The organism is Flavobacterium alkalisoli (genome assembly GCF_008000935.1).
Lineage (GTDB): Bacteria > Bacteroidota > Bacteroidia > Flavobacteriales > Flavobacteriaceae > Flavobacterium > Flavobacterium alkalisoli.
Map to the genome: position 1 here is coordinate 1,088,680 of NZ_CP042831.1, position 17,452 is coordinate 1,106,131.

Sequence of the window (17,452 nt, forward strand, 5' to 3'; positions counted from 1 at the left end):
TATTTTCTTATAATTATAAGATTATTTTCTTATAGTTGTTACCTTAGCAGAAAAGCAGGAGGTATTATGAAACAGGAAATAAAAGGGCAGGGAGCGGTAACTAATGTCCATAATCACTTTGAAAAGAACCGTTATGAAAAGTCAATTTATGATGATGACTTGGAAGAGGAGTTGGTTAAAACACAGGTACAGACTATTTTTCCTAAAACAATAGTAAACAAGGTAAAAAGCCCGGATCTGGCCATGGCTTACTCCATGAATCCGTATCAGGGTTGCGAACATGGCTGTGCTTACTGCTATGCCAGGCCAACACACGAATATTGGGGTTATAGTGCAGGAGTTGATTTTGAAAGAATGATTCTCGCCAAGAAAAATGCACCTGAACTATTAGAACAGTTCTTTAAAAAGAAAGGTTACAAACCAGAGCCAATTATGTTATCAGGGAATACCGATTGCTATCAACCAGTAGAACGAAAACTTAAAATAACCAGAGGATTGCTGCAGGTGTGTTTGGATTACAGGCATCCGGTAAGCATACTTACCAAAAATGCATTGGTAACCCGTGACATAGACATACTTGCCCAACTGGCAGAAAAGAATCTTGTAACAGTATCATTCAGTATCCCGACAATTAATGAGGAGCTGCGAAGAAAGCTCGAACCCCGTACATCATCTGCCAAAACAAAACTGCAGGCACTCGACACCATTTCAAAAGAAGGAATTCCCACCCATGTAATGATTGCGCCTATGATACCGGGACTCAATACTATGGAGATACTGCCTATTACCGAAGCAATTGCAGAAAAAGGAGCTTTAGGATTTGGCTATACGTTAGTTAGGCTAAACGATACGGTTGAGCCTGTTTTTATTGATTGGTTAGAAGAACATTATCCCGACAGGAAAGAAAAGGTGCTTAACCAGATAGCATCGCTTCATGGCGGTAAGTTGGGTGAAAAAAGCGTTGCCAAACGAAAGGTGGGTGAAGGTAATATGGCAGAGATGATTCACAATACCTTTAAGATTGCGAGGCAAAAATATTTTAAGGGTAAAAAGATTCAACCATTGGCTACTCATCTATTTGATGGTACAAAAGGCGAGCAACTCAGGCTTTTTTAATTATATCGTTTATTATCATGTCGGCATGAACCCTTGAGTTCTCTATAAACCACTTGTGTGTTTCCATCCCGCCGCAAACCACGCCGGCAAGGTATAATCCGTTAACATTGGTTTCCATAGTATCGGGATTGTATTGTGGTATGCAGTTTATACCTTCTATATTGATGCCTGCCCTTTTCAGGAAATCAATATCCGGCCTGTAGCCTGTTAGGGCAAGCACAAAATCATTTTCTATAGAAACAGGTCCGTCCGGAGTTTGTATGTCTACATAACCGTTTCTTATTTCGGTGATGTTGGAATTAAAATAGGCTTTAATACTGCCTTCGGCTATACGGTTTTCCACATCGGGTTTAACCCAATACTTTACCCTTGGGTTTATTTCATTTTTGCGGATTACCATAGTTACTTCCGCTCCTTTTCGCCAGCACTCTAAGGCGGCATCAACCGATGAGTTATTGGCTCCCACCACCATAACTTTTCTAAAGGCGTACTCATGTGCCTCTTTGTAATAGTGGCTTACTTTAGGAAGGTCTTCTCCCGGAATATCCATGTAAATAGGAATGTCATAAAATCCGGTAGCGATTATAACTTTTTTTGCCAGATAGGTTGCCTTGTTTGTGGTTACCTCAAAACAGGATTCATTTTTCTTAACAGCTTCGGCATTTTCAAACAGATTTATGTTGAGCCTGAAGTGACGCTGAATGTTGCGATAATATTCAAGCGTTTCCTGCCTGCCCGGTTTAGGTGCAATACAGCTAAAGGGAATGTCTCCTATCTCCAGTCTTTCGGCAGTAGAGAAGAAGGTCATGTATAGAGGGTAATTAAATAAGCTGTTTACCAGTGAACCCTTTTCAATAACTATGTAATTAAGACCTTCACGCTGTGCAGCTATGGCGCATGCCATACCTATAGGGCCTCCACCAATAATAAGCAGGTCATAATTGGTTTTTATTTCTTCCATGAAGTGTAAGGGTTATTGCTTAGGTAAGCGTTGTAGTATCGGTTATCTCCGGTAACTTCTTCACCCAGCCATGAAGGTTTTATAAAATCATCATTTTCATCATTCAGTTCAATTTCGGCAAGAACTAATCCGTTGTTGTCACCAAAAAACTCATCAACTTCATAAATATGCTCACCATACGGAATTTCATATCGCACTTTGTCAATACTGCCACTTTCACATAGCTGTAAAAGCTGTTCTGCTTCGGCTGGCGTAATCTCTTTTTCCCATTCCATTCGGGTAGTACCACTTTCGTTGCCTTTGCCTTTTATTGTTAAATACCCGTTTTCGCCTTTTAAACGCACTCTAACGGTTCTTTCGGGGTTAGAGCTAAGATACCCCTGCACAATCCTTTTATGGCCTGTAGCCTCGTTTTTAAAGCTATTATTCAAAACGAGGAATTTTCGCTCAATTTCAATCATAATCCCATGCTAAAATTAACTGCAAGGTAGTGAAAATATAAAGTGCTATTTGTATTTTTACGCAAGCATAGTAAATCCTGCTGCTGTTTTATGAGATTTAGAAAACCCCGACCAAAAGCCACACTCGAAGAATTCTTCAAAATAAACTTTGAAGAAAACAATCTTTGGGAATATAAGGCAGATGAGGTTGACCTGCTTGCCGAGCTGGTAGATATCATAAGGCCTAAAGATCTTAAGGGTGTCTATTCGGTTGATATAAGTGATCTTATAAAGCTGCTAAGGGAAAATGAAAACTACAGCGCCGGATTTTCCAAATACCTTAAGGGAATACTTAAAAACAAGAGGTTTAACAAGATACTTACTGATGCGGGAATACTTACTGATGCTGACTTTTTCTATGAAGTAAGAAAAAGGATGTTTGCAAAGCTGATACCCGATCAGCCAAAAAAAGATACTCTTGAATATGTTTTAAACCAGGTATTTTTTGTAAAAACCGACCCTATCTGGATAAGAAAGATTCCTTATGAACAGATAGAATCCCTTTTTGATCTTGTTAAGTTCAGCTCCATCTATACTTCGGTGGCGGCAAAAAGCCCGTTGGCTGAATTACTTTTTGCCATTGACGCTCTTATCCACAGGATTGCAGGGCGTGCTATGGAAAGTGAAGTGATTAAAATGGTACCCGAATATGAAAATCTTGAAAGTCCGTTTCTGGAGTTTCAAAAGGAGTTTGCATTGCTTACAGAAAAGCTTATAAGTGAGAAAAATAATTTTTTGGCACCAAAAGATCTTGGTTACAAACAATTACTCATACTGCACAAGCAATGCCTTGAATATGTACAGATAGCATTTAAGAATAGTGAGAAATACGGTATATCGTTAAGGGTAAACCAAAGCCTTTTGCGAATAAGGCAGCAACTCTTCCGATTACAGACTTTATTGCCTTTACTGGTGCTTGAAGATGTGGATTGTGCCCGTAAAAACAGTATCAAGTTATCTTTTGATCTTATTGAATACAATTGTGATAAGACTAATGTAAGAAAGCTGATAAGCGAGAGTACTCAGTTACTATCTTATGAGGTAACACAGCATACCGCAAAAACAGGCGAACATTATATTACAAAAGACAGGAATGAGTATTTTAAAATGTTCTGGACTGCGGCAGGTGGGGGTATAATTGTTGCTTTTGCCTGTATTATAAAGGTTTTTCTCTCTATGATGGATAACAGTGCCTTTGGTCATGCCTTTTTCTACAGCCTTAATTATGCCTTTGCTTTTATAGGTATTTATCTGTGTGGTTTTACCCTTGCTACCAAGCAGCCGGCAATGACAGCTTCGGCATTAATTCGCGCGTTGGAAGTAGGGCGAAAATCTCAGGGAGTGGATGAGGCAGAAAAACACAAAGCCTTTGCCGAATTCTTTGCAAGGGTATTCCGTTCGCAGTTTATTGCTTTTGTAGGGAACGTACTGTTTGCTTTTCCGGTAGCATTATTGGGGATATGGCTTATTGACGAAGCCTTTAACTATAACCTTGCATTAACCAAATGGTATAAGCTTATTAACGATTTAAGCCCTATACATTCACTGGCTATATTCCATGCGGCTATTGCCGGAGTATTCCTTTTCCTTTCCGGTATTATTGCGGGGAGTGTGGCAAATAGGGACAAGCATGAGCAGATGTATTACCGTATACAGGAACATCCGTTGTTAAAATTAAGTTTGGGCAGGGTAAAAACCAAAAAACTTTCTGAATGGTATGAAAAGCGCTGGGCGGGTATTGTTTCTAACTTTTGGTTTGGTGTTTTTATGGGAAGTACAGCTTCCATAGGTATATTTTTAGGGCTTAATATTGATATTCGCCACATTACTTTTGCCAGTGGTAACCTTGCGTTAGGGATATATGGAGCAAACTATAATGTATCAAACGCCATGCTGTTTTGGGGTGTTTTTGGTATAGGCATAATTGGGTTAATTAACTTCCTTGTAAGTTTTGGGCTTTCAATGGGGCTTGCGTTCCGTTCCCGAAATATTCCTATATCAGAAGTAAGACCAGTAATAAGCTCCATCTGGAAACATTTTAAGCGTAAACCTGCCTCATTTTTCTTTCCCAGTTTAAGAAGCGAAAACAAAGCCTGATTTTTGGCTAATAAGCATTAATTTTACCGTATGGAATTGCCGTTACGCAAAATAATCCATGTGGATATGGATGCCTTTTATGCCTCTGTTGAGCAGCTTGATAATCCCGAGTTGCGGGGTAAGCCTGTTGCTGTAGGCGGAGGTTCGGCAAGGGGAGTGGTTTCGGCAGCAAGTTATGAGGCCCGTAAGTTTGGTGTTCGTAGCGCCATGAGCGGGTATCTGGCTAAAAAGCGATGCCCTGAACTTATTTTTGTAAAACCCCGTTTTGACAGGTATCGTGAAATTTCCCAACGTATACGCAATATATTTTTGGATTATACAGACTTGGTTGAACCTCTTTCGCTTGATGAGGCCTATCTTGATGTTACCAAAAACAAGAAAGGTAATCCCAGTGCAAGCTTAATAGCCCAGGAAATAAGGAAACGCATTTTTGAAGAAACCGGACTTACCGCATCGGCAGGAGTATCCATCAATAAATTTATAGCAAAGGTTGCCAGCGATTATAACAAGCCTAACGGACAAAAGACCGTTAACCCTGATGAGGTACTCGATTTTCTTGAAAATTTACCGATTAGTAAGTTTTATGGTGTGGGTAAGGTTACTACAGAGAAAATGTATCAGTTGGGCATTTTTACCGGTAAGGAACTTAAGGAAAAGAGTGTGGAATACCTTACGGAGCATTTTGGGAAGTCTGGGGCATATTATTATCATGTGGTTAGGGGAATACATAACAGTGAGGTAAAACCCGACAGGATTGTCAAATCTGTAGGCACAGAACATACTTTTTTTGAGAATCTGGTGTCTGAGGTCTTTATGCTGGAGAAACTGGATGATATAGCAAAAGAACTTGACAGGAGGCTGCACAAAAAGAAAATAGCCGGTAAAACCATTACGCTTAAAATTAAATACAGCGATTTTACCGTACAGACCCGAAGTAAAACCCTACCTTACTTTGTTGCTGATAGGTCTCTTATTATGGAAACGGTAAAAGAACTTTTATATCAGGAAAAACCAAAAGATTCTGTGAGGCTTTTGGGAATATCCTTGGCTAATTTAAATACTGATGTAAAAGAAGGCGAAAAGAAAACGGTGGTTGCTGTACAGTTAAAGTTTGATTTCTGATTTCATGAAAATAAAAAAGCCACCTTACAGGTGGCTTTGCTTTTATAAAGATTTATTAGTCTCTGCTTGACAGTTTGGCAAGTAGTCTTAGTATTTCAAGATATAACCAAACTAATGTTATTAATAAGCCCATTGCACTAAACCATTCCATATATTTTGGAAGGCGTTTTTTTGCTCCCTGCTCAATCATATCAAAATCAAGGAAAAGGTTAAGTGCAGCAATTACGATTACAAAAACACTTATACCTATGCTCATTAAAGAGTTTCCGTGATGTACAGGTTGCCACGAAGTGAATAATGAAAGAATCCAGCTTACAAGATAATAAGAGGCTATAGCAAAAGTTGCTGCCACTACTATAGATTTAAATTGCTCTGTTACCTTTACTATTTTAAATCTGTATAGTAAAAAGCAAACAATAAACGTTACAAATGTACCCAGTACAGCCTGCATTATTATTTCCGGATAAAAATATAAAGCGAAAACGGCAGAAATCCCTCCTATAAACATGCCTTCAAAAAGAGCATATGCAGGAGCCAGGTACTGTGAGTAGTTTGGTTTAAAAGATGCAATCAAAACCATTACAAAGCCTATTAATCCGCCTGTAATTGCAACTACATAAGGATTCTGACCATTATTAACCATATACCATGTAAAGAAAGAGCTTGCCAGTAGCACAAATAACAGAATAAAACTTTTGTTGATTGCGCCGTTAATGGTCATGGTATTATTGTAATCAATAATTTCCACAGGGCGGCCTTCTGCGTCAAAAACAGTAGCTTCTACAGGCTTGGTAAAAGATTTGTTCTTTAAAAACGGATTGTTAGATTTAAGGTTCATTTGTGTGTGATTGTTTTTTTTCAAATATAAATAATTTCCATGATAAAAAATAAAGTCCGTTGTTAAACGGACTTTAGGTATATTATGTAAGGTATATTATTGTATTTCAGACACCCTTAGTGTGTTTACCATACCTTTTTCTACAACCGGCATGGCAGCAAGGTTAATAAGCATATCTCCTTTTTCTACATAACCCATTTCTTTAGCTACAGCATTTACATCATCAACAGTCTCGTCTGTGCTTAAGAACTTGTCATAATGAAAAGCATTAACTCCCCATAGAAGGTTCATTTGTGTTAATATCCTTCTGTTTGAAGTAAATACAAGAATGTGTGCATTTGGTCTCCATGCAGATATCTGGAAAGCTGTATAACCACTGTTTGTTAGTGTACAAATCGCTTTTGCTTTAATAACGTTTGCCATTTGTGCAGCATGGTAACAGATAGATTTTGTAATGAAACGCTTAGTTCTTACCTGTGGTGTGTTTTGTGGTACTGTGATAAGCGGAGAGTCTTCTACAGCTTCAATAATCTGAGTCATTCTCTCAATTACCTGTACCGGATAGTTACCTACAGATGTTTCTCCTGAAAGCATTACCGCATCGGCACCGTCCATTACTGAGTTTGCAACGTCATTAACCTCTGCTCTTGTAGGAGTAAGGCTTGTAATCATCGTTTCCATCATCTGTGTAGCGATAATTACAGGGATACGTGCAGTTTTAGCGCGGTTAACCAGTTTTTTCTGGATAAGCGGTACTTCCTGTGCCGGAACTTCAACACCAAGGTCACCACGGGCAACCATAAGAGCATCACAAAAAGCAACAATCTTATCGATGTTCTCTACAGCCTCAGGTTTTTCAATTTTTGCAATAATCGGAATTTTATAGCTTGAATGTTCTGCAATCAGATCCTGAAGTTCTTCAAGGTCTTTTGGCGTTCTTACAAACGAAAGTGCAATCCAGTCTACCTCTTCCTTGATAGCAAAAATGGCATCTTTAATGTCTTTTTGTGTAAGTGCAGGTAAAGATACTTTAGTGTTAGGCAGGTTAACTCCTTTTTTAGATTTTAAAGGACCTCCCTGTATAACAATAGCTTTTACTTCATCAACTCTGTTAGTTTCAAGAACTTCAAAAATAAGCTTACCGTCGTCCAGTAATATTCTTTCCCCCGGATTTACATCGTTAGGGAATTCTTTGTAGTTCATGTATACCCTTTCTGCAGTTCCAAGAACGTCTTCTGCAGTAGTAAAGGTAATTACATCGCCTCTGTCTACAACTACATCTTCTTTCATAACACCTACCCTTAGTTTAGGACCCTGAAGGTCGGCTAGGATAGCAGTGTTATAACCAAATTCGTCATTAAGGCTTCTTATAATGTTTATACGTTCTTTAACGTCAGTGTAATCGGCATGAGAAAAGTTAATCCTGAAAACGTTAACACCTGCATCAATCATGTCTTTTAATACTTCTTTTGTGCTGCAGGCAGGTCCCAGTGTAGCTACAATTTTAGTTTTTTTTCTTGTTGGCATTCTTAAAAAATTAAATTGTTTTTCGATTTTAGTTTTTGATGGTCAATTTTATAAGCGGTGGTTACATGGCGTATTTTCAGGAGCTTTTCTATTAGTTCCTCCAACGCTAAATGGCCACAAATATTTTCTATTTTTATAATGTAATCCACTTTTTTGAATTCCGGTAAAAGGAAGACATTAGTGCTCACATCGAGTCCCGCGGCATCAAACAGGGAAATGTTTTCCTGTTGTTTGCTCACGATAGTGTTTTTGTTTTCTATAAGGTTCCAGGTAATGTCTTTATCTATATCCTCATAAATAAATCTTGAAAAACAGCTTTCACCTTCCTTAACCTTAATACCTATGTTTTTTGGGCTTTTTTCCAGGAGAATGGACAGTTCACGATTAATGAAATAAGCAAGCCTGTAATCTTCCAGGGAAGAATGTATGGCAATCAATTCATAATCGATTGTTACAAAGTCATCAATCAGCAGTTTGTGAATAGCCATTATTATTCAAAATAATAAGGCGTAAATATACTATTTATAAATTACAAAAAATAGTCTTAAAATTAAGTTAACGGTAAATTATCAACGAAAACGTTATAGTTTGGTATTAAATTGATTTATTTTTTGTTAATTTTTTCCTGAAATGCAAAATACGCTCTTTGGGATGCTTTTTCTTCTGCTTTCTTTTTTGAAGTGGCCCTGGCTTTAGCAACAACTTTGCCGTCTATTTTTAATCGTACGCCAAAGTATTTTACACCTTCATTACCGTTGTCTTCAAAAACGTCGTAATGAAACTGTTTTTTTTCTTTCTGGCACCATTCAATAACAAGGCTTTTGTAACTTATAACCTTGCCTTCAAGTTTAGGGATATCAACATAAGGGGCTATAACTTTCTTATTGATGAACTTTTCACAATAAGGAAAGCCTCTGTCAAGATATATAGCGCCTATAAAAGCTTCAAATAGGTTTCCGTGTATATTTTCGCCAAAATGCTGAGTAGATACTTTGCTTTCTACCCATTTTATAAGGTTTAAATCGCGGCCCAGCTCGTTTAGGTGTTCACGGCTCACAATTTTAGAGCGCATTTTGGTAAGGTAGCCTTCGTCTCCGGTAGGTACCTCATTGAATAAGTGTGCAGCGATAACCGACCCTAACATGGCATCGCCTAAAAATTCCAGGCGCTCATAGTTAATAGGGCTGCCGTTTGCATCGGTTTTGTTTGAAGAGCGATGTGTAAATGCTCTGCGGTAATGTGATAGCTCTATTGGGTTGAAGCCCAGCAGTTTTCTCATTTCTTCAAAAAAAATCCCGTCTTCTTGAGAACGGGATTTATTGAATATTTTTTTTATAATACCCATCCCGGGAAAATTATAATTCCAGTTTTTTAACCAAAACGCAGGCATTGTGACCGCCAAAACCAAACGTGTTGCTTATAGCTACTTTTACATCTCTCTTTTGAGCTTTGTTAAAAGTAAAGTTTAGTTTAGGGTCAATGTTCTCGTCATCAGTAAAGTGATTGATGGTAGGAGGAACAATACCGTGTTTGATAGAAAGTATTGAAGCAATAGCTTCTATAGCCCCGGCAGCACCAAGAAGGTGACCTGTCATAGACTTTGTAGAGTTAAGGTTAAGGTTGTATGCATGTTCTCCAAACACTTCAAGAATTGCTTTAGACTCTGCAATGTCTCCAAGTGGTGTAGATGTTCCGTGCATGTTAACAGCGTCTACATCTGTAGGCTGTAATCCTGCATCCCTTAAACAGTTTAGCATAACATTTTTAGCGCCAAGCCCTTCAGGGTGTGGAGCTGTAATGTGGTGTGCATCGGCGCTCATTCCGCCTCCGCCAATTTCGCAATAAATAGTTGCGCCCCTTGCTATAGCGTGCTCATATTCTTCAATAATAAGTGATCCTGCTCCTTCACCAAGTACAAAACCATCGCGGTCTTTATCCATTGGCCTTGAAGCTGTTTTAGGATCGTCGTTTCTTGTAGAAAGCGCGTGCATAGCATTAAAACCGCCCATACCTGCAATGGTAACGGCAGCCTCACTACCTCCGGTAACCATAACATCTGCATGGCCTAAACGAATGTAATTAAAAGCGTCTATTAAAGCGTTTGTTGATGATGCACAGGCAGATACCGTAGTAAAGTTTGGCCCTCTAAAGCCATATTTCATAGAAATGTGGCCACCTGCAATATCAGCTATCATTTTAGGAATAAAGAACGGGTTGAATTTTGGTGTACCGTTACCGGCAGCAAAGTTCATTACTTCTTCCTGGAAGGTTTCTAAACCTCCAATACCTGAACCCCAAATTACACCTACTCTGTCTTTATCCAGCTTATCAAAATCAAAATTGGCGTCTTTTACAGCCTCATCGCTCGAAACAATGGCATACTGAGCGTAACGGTCCATTTTCCTTGCTTCTTTTCTGTCTATAAAATCTTCTACCTTGAAATTTTTTACTTCGCAGGCAAATTTTGTTTTGAAGTTAGTCGTATCAAAATATGTAATAGGGGCAGCACCGCTAACTCCGTTGATAAGTGCATTCCAGTACTCCTCAACGTTGTTTCCTATTGGTGTAAGGGCGCCTAAGCCGGTTACTACAACTCTTCTTAATTTCATAAGTTAAATTTTATAGTTTCAAATTATAGAACAATACCCATGCGTCTCTTTTTAAAAATAGTAAGAAAACATGGGCATCAGGATATATTTATGAATGGAAAATCCCGTTCATTTTCAAAGCGTAACGCAAAAATTGGTAAAGCAATAAATAAGAACATCCATGTATCAAATACATGGATGTATATTATTTATTATTTTTTTGCTTCTTCTATGTAAGAAATAGCCTGACCAACAGTAGAGATGTTCTCAGCCTGATCGTCCGGAATCTGAATGTCAAATTCTTTTTCGAACTCCATGATAAGCTCAACAGTGTCTAGTGAATCTGCTCCTAGATCATTTGTGAAGCTTGCTTCTGTTACAACTTCGTTTTCGTCAACACCTAATTTGTCTACGATAATCGCTTTTACTCTTGATGCAATGTCTGACATAATCTTTAATTTTAGAATTTAAATTGATGGCAAAAATAAAAAACTTTATTTTAAAACCATGTTTTACTAAAAAAATTGACTACTAAAATAAAAAATTAATTTCACAAATTTGCCAGAGAGCCTTTATTTTACAGTTTATTATTCTTTTTTTTGCAGAGTGAAAAAAAATTAAAAAAGGTATGAAAAACATAGTACTTTTTGCTTCGGGAGGGGGGTCTAACGCCGAAAAGATCATGGAATACTTTGCGAAAAAAGACAATTTTGATGTAGTTGGACTGTTTACCAACAACCCAAATGCGGGTGCAATAGACAGGGCAAAAAACTATAATGTACCTGTTTTTGTATTTAATCGTGAGGAGCTTAACAGCGATATTGTACTGAAAAAAGTGCAGGCTCTTAATCCTGATATTATAGTTTTAGCCGGCTTTTTATGGAAATTTCCTTCAAATATTATTGCTCAATATCCTAATAAGGTTGTCAATATACATCCGGCATTATTACCTAAATATGGCGGTAAAGGGATGTATGGCATTAATGTGCACAGGGCGGTTCTTGAAAATAAAGAGAAAGAAACCGGCATTACCATACATTATGTAGATGATAATTATGATGAGGGTAATATTATATTCCAGCAGGCTATTGCTGTTGAAGAATGCCTTACTCCCGAAGATGTTGCGCTAAAAGTGCTAACACTGGAGCATGAGCATTTTCCAAGAATTATAGAAGAACTTTTAGGTGATTAAATGAAGCGCGTAAGTCTTTTATTTGTTATAAGAATTATCCTTTTGCCTGTTATCCTTCTCTTTTTGGTTAAATATGCTAATGAACAATATATTGTCAATGTAACACAGCCTAAAGAGTATAAGATTTCTGATATAAATTGTTATAAACATTTTCGTGATAGTAGTAAAAATCGTAAACCTGATGTTTGGATTGAATATAACGGGTCTAAATATCATGTTAAGGGACTGATGTCTTTTGATTGTTATAAAAATAAAAAAGGGAGTTTAATCAACCTGTATTATGATAATTTGTTTGATGTTTTTTTTATGAGTCCAATTACTAATCTTTATATATTTTTTGGGTTCGGGCTAGCTTTTATGTTTACTTATTTCATTAAATATCCTTTATCTAATACCTTTTCCCGAAAAAATATTTGGCTAGAAATTATTAAAAATCGACAAAATTAATGACACACCAAATACATATATATACTGATGGCGCAGCCAAGGGTAATCCCGGGCCGGGCGGTTATGGTGTGGTTATGGAGCAGGTGGGTACCGGTTATAAAAGGGAATTTTATGAAGGTTTTCGGCTAACAACCAATAACCGTATGGAGCTGCTTGCGGTAATCGTGGGTCTTGAAAAACTAAAAACTCCCGGAATGGCTGTCCTTGTGGTTTCCGATTCCAAGTATGTGGTAGATTCGGTTACAAAAGGCTGGGTTTTTGGCTGGGAGAAAAAAGGCTATGCCGGAAAAAAGAATCCTGATCTATGGAAGCGTTTTCTTAAAATATACAGGCAGCATAAAGTAGATTTTAAATGGATTAAAGGGCATAATAATCATCCGCAAAATGAGCGTTGTGACCAGCTTGCGGTTATGGCTTCGCAACAGCCTGTGCTTAATATTGATGCTTACTACGAAACTGAAGGGGAGAAGTTGCTGTAATTTATTTTGGCCAATTGTAACTGAGCCATATAAAGAAAGAAACTAATAGTATTATACAGATTAATGAACTGTAAAAGATTCCTGAACCTATTCTGCGTATTGTTGGTCTTGTTTTTTGATATCGCATTATTAAGCCAAGTAATAAGCATAAGAAAGGTATACCAAAAGTAAACTCAGGATTGTCAAGTGACTTGATTGTACAGACGAATATTGTTAATACAATGAATATTATAAATGCAGATGTCGCTTTTACCATACTTTAATTATGTTTCACGAGACTTTGTGCTTGCTATAAAGCACAATGCGTGAATTGCTATACTTTTTCTTTTATTTCAAGAGCTTCTTTTATTTTTTTTACAGCAATATTATATTCTATTGTAAAAGGAACATTAAATAGTATTCCTCCAAAAACAAACATTATAAATGGTATTAGTGCCGGGAACGAGTCTGAAGATATTTTGTCCGACAAATTAGGAGTATTTAGTGCTGCTATGGTAATTGCAATACATGCAATGCTCACTATGCCCATCCATATAGTCATGAATATTATGATAATGATGCTGGGTTTAGCTCGTAATTTAATGTCAGTTCCTGTTCGTCCCTTTTTTATCTTTCCGGAAATTACAGGTAAAAAGGAATTACGATAATTTATGTTTCTCCATATTTTGAAGTAATCTTTTTCAACCGTTCCCCAAAAATTATTGTATTCATGTTGTTTTTGAGATTTTAGGATTCTTTTATTATTTGTTATTTCAGTAATTCTTTCTGCGGCTTGTTCAGGAGTGAGTGAAGTATGAAGTGTAGTTTTTCTGTAGGGGATTATAGGGGTCATTATTTTTTGTGATTATAGTATTTCAATTTCTTTTTAAAGGAATTTTAAATTTAATAAAAAATCCGCTACAAATTATGCAGCGGATTATAGTTGTTGTTGTTTAATTTTTTAGCTGTTAAAGGCTTCTTCCAGTTTAGCAATGTCGAGCTTTTTCATTTCCAGCAGTGCATTCATCATCTTTCCGGTTTTTGCCTTGTCAGAATCGCTAAGTAGTTTGTAGAGTACTTTAGGTACAACCTGCCACGATACCCCATACTTATCTTTAAGCCATCCGCATTGTTTTGACTCGGGATTACCGCCTTCGCCAAGTTTGTTCCAGTAGTAGTCTACTTCTTCCTGGTCTTCGCATTTAATAATAAAGGAAACCGACTCGTTGAATTTAAATAGCGGGCCGCCATTCAATCCTACGAATTTAGTGCCGTGTGCCATAAACTCAATTGTCATTAGTGCTCCCTCGGGCATCCCGTGAATTTCCTGTCCTTCTTTTCCGTATCTAAACGTGCCTAAAATTTCACCGTCACTAAATACTGAGGTGTAAAAGTTGGCGGCTTCGTCTGCATCTTTTTCAAACCATAAATTAACGGTAAGCGGCTCTTTGACTGAATTTTTCATAATATTTTTATTTGACTGATTTTAAGAATATTACAAAGTTATATGTAATGATTTACCTGTAAAGGGTGCATAACGGACAAAGGATGGGGCATATCACGACAAACTATAAAAAATCCCCTTGATAACTATAAATGAAATTTATAGACAAATTTGCTGTTATCCAACTAATGAAGTATCTTTGCACCTTCATTTTTAATCCTGTTTATGAATAAATTACTTATTGTAGGTTCAGTTGCTTTTGATGCTATCGAAACACCTTTCGGCAAAACCGATAAGATACTGGGTGGCGCGGGTACATACATAGGGCTTGCATCTTCATTTTTCAAAGTACAGTCAGCTATTGTTTCAGTTGTTGGAGAAGACTTTCCACAGGAATATATCGACTTATTTTCAAACAGGGGAATTGATGTTTCGGCTATCGAGGTAGTTAAGGGAGGTAAGACCTTTTTCTGGAAAGGACGTTACCATAACGACCTTAACTCAAGGGATACACTGGAAACGCAATTAAATGTATTGGGCGATTTTCAGCCTAAGGTTCCTCAAAACTTTAAGGATGCCGATGTGGTTATGTTAGGCAACCTGCATCCGCTTGTACAAATTAGCGTTCTTGACCAAATGGAAAGGGAGCCTAAGCTTGTAGTTCTTGATACCATGAATTTTTGGATGGACTGTGCACTGCCGGAGCTTAAAGAAGTTATTAAGCGTGTAGATGTTATAACGGTTAATGATGAGGAAGCAAGACAATTAACAGGAGAATATTCGCTGGTTAAGGCGGCTGCCAAAATCCAGAAAATGGGCCCGGAATTTGTAGTAATTAAAAAAGGAGAACACGGCGCATTGCTGTTTCATGATAAGCAGGTGTTTTATGCACCGGCGCTTCCGCTTGAAGAAGTGTTTGACCCAACAGGGGCAGGAGATACTTTTGCAGGAGGGTTTGCAGGTTATATAACGCAAAGCGAAAACCTGTCGTTTAAGAATATGAAAAACGCGATTATTTATGGTTCCACTCTCGCTTCGTATTGCGTAGAGGAGTTTGGTACACAAAGGATGGAACGCCTGCAGAAGGAGGAGGTAATAGACCGCCTGCAGCAGTTTAAAGCTTTAACCCAGTTTGACATCTCGCTGGGACTTGATAACGAAGAAGAGTAAAAAATACTAAGGCCTCATTGTGGGGCTTTTTTTAATAAACACAACAATACACAACTATGAGTGACGCTTTAAAGCATGAATGTGGTATAGCACTATTAAGATTACGTAAGCCTTTAGAGTATTATAAAGAAAAATACGGAACGGCTTTTTACGGAGTGCAGAAAATGTATTTGCTGATGGAAAAGCAGCATAACCGCGGTCAGGACGGTGCAGGATTTGCCAGCATCAAAATGGATTTAAAACCGGGGCAGCGTTACATAAGCAGGGTACGATCTAATCAGCCGCAGCCTATACAGGATATCTTTATGCAGATAAACGGAAGGATTAATGAGGAGATGGCTGCACATCCTGAATATGCTGATAATGTACAGTTACAAAAAGAAAATGTTCCTTATATTGGAGAGGTGTTTTTAGGACACGTAAGGTATGGTACTTTTGGTAAGAACAGTATAGAAAGTGTTCACCCGTTCCTTCGTCAAAATAACTGGATGCACCGTAACCTTATTGTTGCGGGTAACTTTAACCTTACTAATGTTAAGGAGCTTTTTGACAGTCTTGTAGAATTAGGCCAACATCCTAAAGAACTTGCCGATACGGTAACGGTTATGGAAAAGATAGGCCACTTCCTGGATGAGGATGTGATGGATATCTACCAGCAGTGTAAAAATGAAGGTTATACAAAACAGGAAGCTTCGGCAGTTATTGCAGAAAGGCTTAATGTTGCTAAAATACTTAAACGTGCTTCTAAAAAATGGGATGGTGGTTATGCCATGGCCGGTTTGGTAGGACACGGAGATTCATTTGTAATGAGAGATCCGGCGGGTATCCGTCCGGCATATTACTACCAGGATGATGAGGTTGTTGTTGTTGCTTCAGAAAGGCCGGTTATCCAAACCGTATTCAATGTTCCTTTTGAGGCAGTACAGGAGCTTACTCCGGGTAATGCAATTATCATTAAGAAAAGCGGTGAGACAAATATCGAGGAAATTATTCCTGCACTGCCTAAAAAGTCATGTTCTTTTGAGAGAATCTATTTCTCAAGAGGTAGCGATGCTGAGATATATGAAGAGCGTAAACAACTTGGTCGTTTAGTATTACCTCAGGTTCTTGAAGCTATAGACAGCGATACAGATAATGCCGTATTCTCTTATATTCCAAACACAGCAGAAACTTCTTTCTTCGGTATGGTGGAAGCCGCTCAGGATTTCCTTAACCAGAGAAAGAACGATTACATACTTAACAACAGGACCACACTTACAGAAGAAACTCTTAAAGAACTTCTTTCGGTTAAAATACGTACAGAGAAAGTGGCTATTAAGGATGCTAAGCTAAGAACCTTTATTACAGAGGATAGCAGCAGGGATGATTTAGTTGCTCACGTTTACGACGTTACTTACGGTGTTATTAAACCGGAAGATAACCTTGTAATTATTGACGACAGTATCGTTAGGGGTACAACGCTTAAAAAGAGCATCATAAAAATGATGGACAGGCTAAATCCTAAACGAATTGTTGTAGTGTCTTCTGCGCCACAAATAAGGTATCCGGACTGTTATGGTATAGATATGGCTAAATTAGAAGGCCTGATAGCCTTTAAAGCGACTCATGAGCTTCTTAAGGAAAGAGGAATGGAGCATATTGTTGAGGAAGTATATAAAAAATCGAAAGCACAGGAAAACCTGCCGGATGATGAAGTGGTGAACTATGTAAAAGAGTTCTATGCGCCATTTACCGATCAGGAGATATCTGATAAGATTGCCGAAATGTTAAGTTCAGATGATATAAATGCGGAGGTAAAAATCATTTTCCAGAGTGTGGATAACCTTCACAAAGCGTGTCCTAAGAATTTAGGAGACTGGTACTTTACGGGTGATTACCCTACTCATGGAGGTAACCGTGTGGTTAACAGGGCGTTTATAAACTTTTACGAAGGAAATGATGCAAGAGCCTATTAATTAGGTTCTAAGGTTGCAGTTCGTCGATTTTTTGAAC

The 17,452-nt window shown here is 37.9% G+C and carries 17 protein-coding genes; 7 read left to right on the forward strand and 10 right to left on the reverse strand.

The window, feature by feature from the left end; all coding sequences use genetic code 11:
- Positions 1-66 precede the first annotated feature (66 nt).
- Positions 67-1,116, forward strand: a complete 1,050-nt coding sequence (locus tag FUA48_RS04745; RefSeq protein ID WP_147582481.1) for a PA0069 family radical SAM protein — start codon at positions 67-69, stop codon at positions 1,114-1,116.
- Here FUA48_RS04745 and FUA48_RS04750 read toward each other — a convergent pair.
- Both FUA48_RS04750 and FUA48_RS04755 read right to left on the reverse strand, forming a co-directional pair.
- Positions 1,103-2,077 carry a YpdA family putative bacillithiol disulfide reductase gene (locus tag FUA48_RS04750; RefSeq protein WP_147582482.1) on the reverse strand — a complete coding sequence of 325 codons (975 nt, stop codon included), beginning with the start codon at positions 2,075-2,077 and terminating at the stop codon, positions 1,103-1,105. The two genes, FUA48_RS04745 and FUA48_RS04750, sit on opposite strands and share 14 nt — an antisense overlap.
- Entirely contained in the window at positions 2,065-2,538 is a 474-nt protein-coding gene (locus FUA48_RS04755; RefSeq protein ID WP_147582483.1) for a CYTH domain-containing protein, read from the reverse strand. The genes FUA48_RS04750 and FUA48_RS04755 overlap by 13 nt, the downstream gene beginning before the upstream one ends.
- A gap of 90 nt (positions 2,539-2,628) precedes the next feature.
- Here FUA48_RS04755 and FUA48_RS04760 point away from each other — a divergent pair, with 90 nt between their 5' ends.
- Together FUA48_RS04760 and dinB are read left to right on the forward strand one after the other, a co-directional pair.
- Positions 2,629-4,674 carry a recombinase gene (locus FUA48_RS04760; RefSeq protein WP_147582484.1) on the forward strand — a complete coding sequence of 682 codons (2,046 nt, stop codon included), beginning with the start codon at positions 2,629-2,631 and terminating at the stop codon, positions 4,672-4,674.
- 30 nt (positions 4,675-4,704) lie between these two features.
- Positions 4,705-5,796 (forward strand): DNA polymerase IV, encoded by a 1,092-nt coding sequence (gene dinB / locus FUA48_RS04765; RefSeq protein WP_147582485.1) that lies wholly within the window; start codon positions 4,705-4,707, stop codon positions 5,794-5,796.
- 55 nt (positions 5,797-5,851) lie between these two features.
- On the opposite strand, the gene FUA48_RS04770 is transcribed toward dinB, so the two are convergent.
- From FUA48_RS04770 to FUA48_RS04795, 6 genes are all read right to left on the reverse strand, one after another.
- Positions 5,852-6,634 carry a Bax inhibitor-1/YccA family protein gene (locus FUA48_RS04770; protein WP_147582486.1) on the reverse strand — a complete coding sequence of 261 codons (783 nt, stop codon included), beginning with the start codon at positions 6,632-6,634 and terminating at the stop codon, positions 5,852-5,854.
- Between the two features lie 96 nt (positions 6,635-6,730).
- A complete protein-coding gene (gene pyk, locus FUA48_RS04775) occupies positions 6,731-8,161 on the reverse strand; it encodes a pyruvate kinase (protein ID WP_147582487.1) in 1,431 nt (476 codons plus the stop codon).
- Between the two features lie 2 nt (positions 8,162-8,163).
- A complete protein-coding gene (locus FUA48_RS04780) occupies positions 8,164-8,649 on the reverse strand; it encodes an IPExxxVDY family protein (RefSeq protein WP_147582488.1) in 486 nt (161 codons plus the stop codon).
- Between the two features lie 116 nt (positions 8,650-8,765).
- A complete protein-coding gene (gene rnc / locus FUA48_RS04785) occupies positions 8,766-9,506 on the reverse strand; it encodes a ribonuclease III (protein WP_147582489.1) in 741 nt (246 codons plus the stop codon).
- A 10-nt stretch (positions 9,507-9,516) separates the two neighbouring features.
- Positions 9,517-10,770 (reverse strand): beta-ketoacyl-ACP synthase II, encoded by a 1,254-nt coding sequence (fabF, locus tag FUA48_RS04790; protein ID WP_147582490.1) that lies wholly within the window; start codon positions 10,768-10,770, stop codon positions 9,517-9,519.
- Positions 10,771-10,961: 191 nt separating this feature from the next.
- On the reverse strand, positions 10,962-11,198 hold the full coding sequence (locus FUA48_RS04795) for an acyl carrier protein (RefSeq protein WP_019037482.1): 237 nt from the start codon (positions 11,196-11,198) through the stop codon (positions 10,962-10,964).
- A gap of 179 nt (positions 11,199-11,377) precedes the next feature.
- On the opposite strand from FUA48_RS04795, the gene purN reads away from it, so the two are divergent.
- Together purN and rnhA are read left to right on the forward strand one after the other, a co-directional pair.
- Positions 11,378-11,941 carry a phosphoribosylglycinamide formyltransferase gene (gene purN, locus FUA48_RS04800; protein WP_147582491.1) on the forward strand — a complete coding sequence of 188 codons (564 nt, stop codon included), beginning with the start codon at positions 11,378-11,380 and terminating at the stop codon, positions 11,939-11,941.
- 446 nt (positions 11,942-12,387) lie between these two features.
- A complete protein-coding gene (rnhA, locus tag FUA48_RS04805; RefSeq protein ID WP_147582492.1) occupies positions 12,388-12,867 on the forward strand; it encodes a ribonuclease HI in 480 nt (159 codons plus the stop codon).
- A 313-nt stretch (positions 12,868-13,180) separates the two neighbouring features.
- On the opposite strand, the gene FUA48_RS04810 is transcribed toward rnhA, so the two are convergent.
- The gene (locus FUA48_RS04810) at positions 13,181-13,699 is read right to left on the reverse strand and encodes a hypothetical protein (RefSeq protein WP_147582493.1); all 519 of its coding nucleotides are present in this window, start codon (positions 13,697-13,699) and stop codon (positions 13,181-13,183) included.
- 108 nt (positions 13,700-13,807) lie between these two features.
- Entirely contained in the window at positions 13,808-14,311 is a 504-nt protein-coding gene (locus FUA48_RS04815; protein ID WP_147582494.1) for a VOC family protein, read from the reverse strand.
- Positions 14,312-14,515: 204 nt separating this feature from the next.
- Between FUA48_RS04815 and FUA48_RS04820 the strand changes: the two genes are divergently transcribed.
- Positions 14,516-15,460: a PfkB family carbohydrate kinase gene (locus tag FUA48_RS04820; protein WP_147582495.1), complete on the forward strand. Its 945-nt coding sequence runs from the start codon at positions 14,516-14,518 to the stop codon at positions 15,458-15,460.
- 56 nt (positions 15,461-15,516) lie between these two features.
- The gene (locus FUA48_RS04825; protein WP_147582496.1) at positions 15,517-17,415 is read left to right on the forward strand and encodes an amidophosphoribosyltransferase; all 1,899 of its coding nucleotides are present in this window, start codon (positions 15,517-15,519) and stop codon (positions 17,413-17,415) included.
- Positions 17,416-17,452 lie beyond the last annotated feature (37 nt).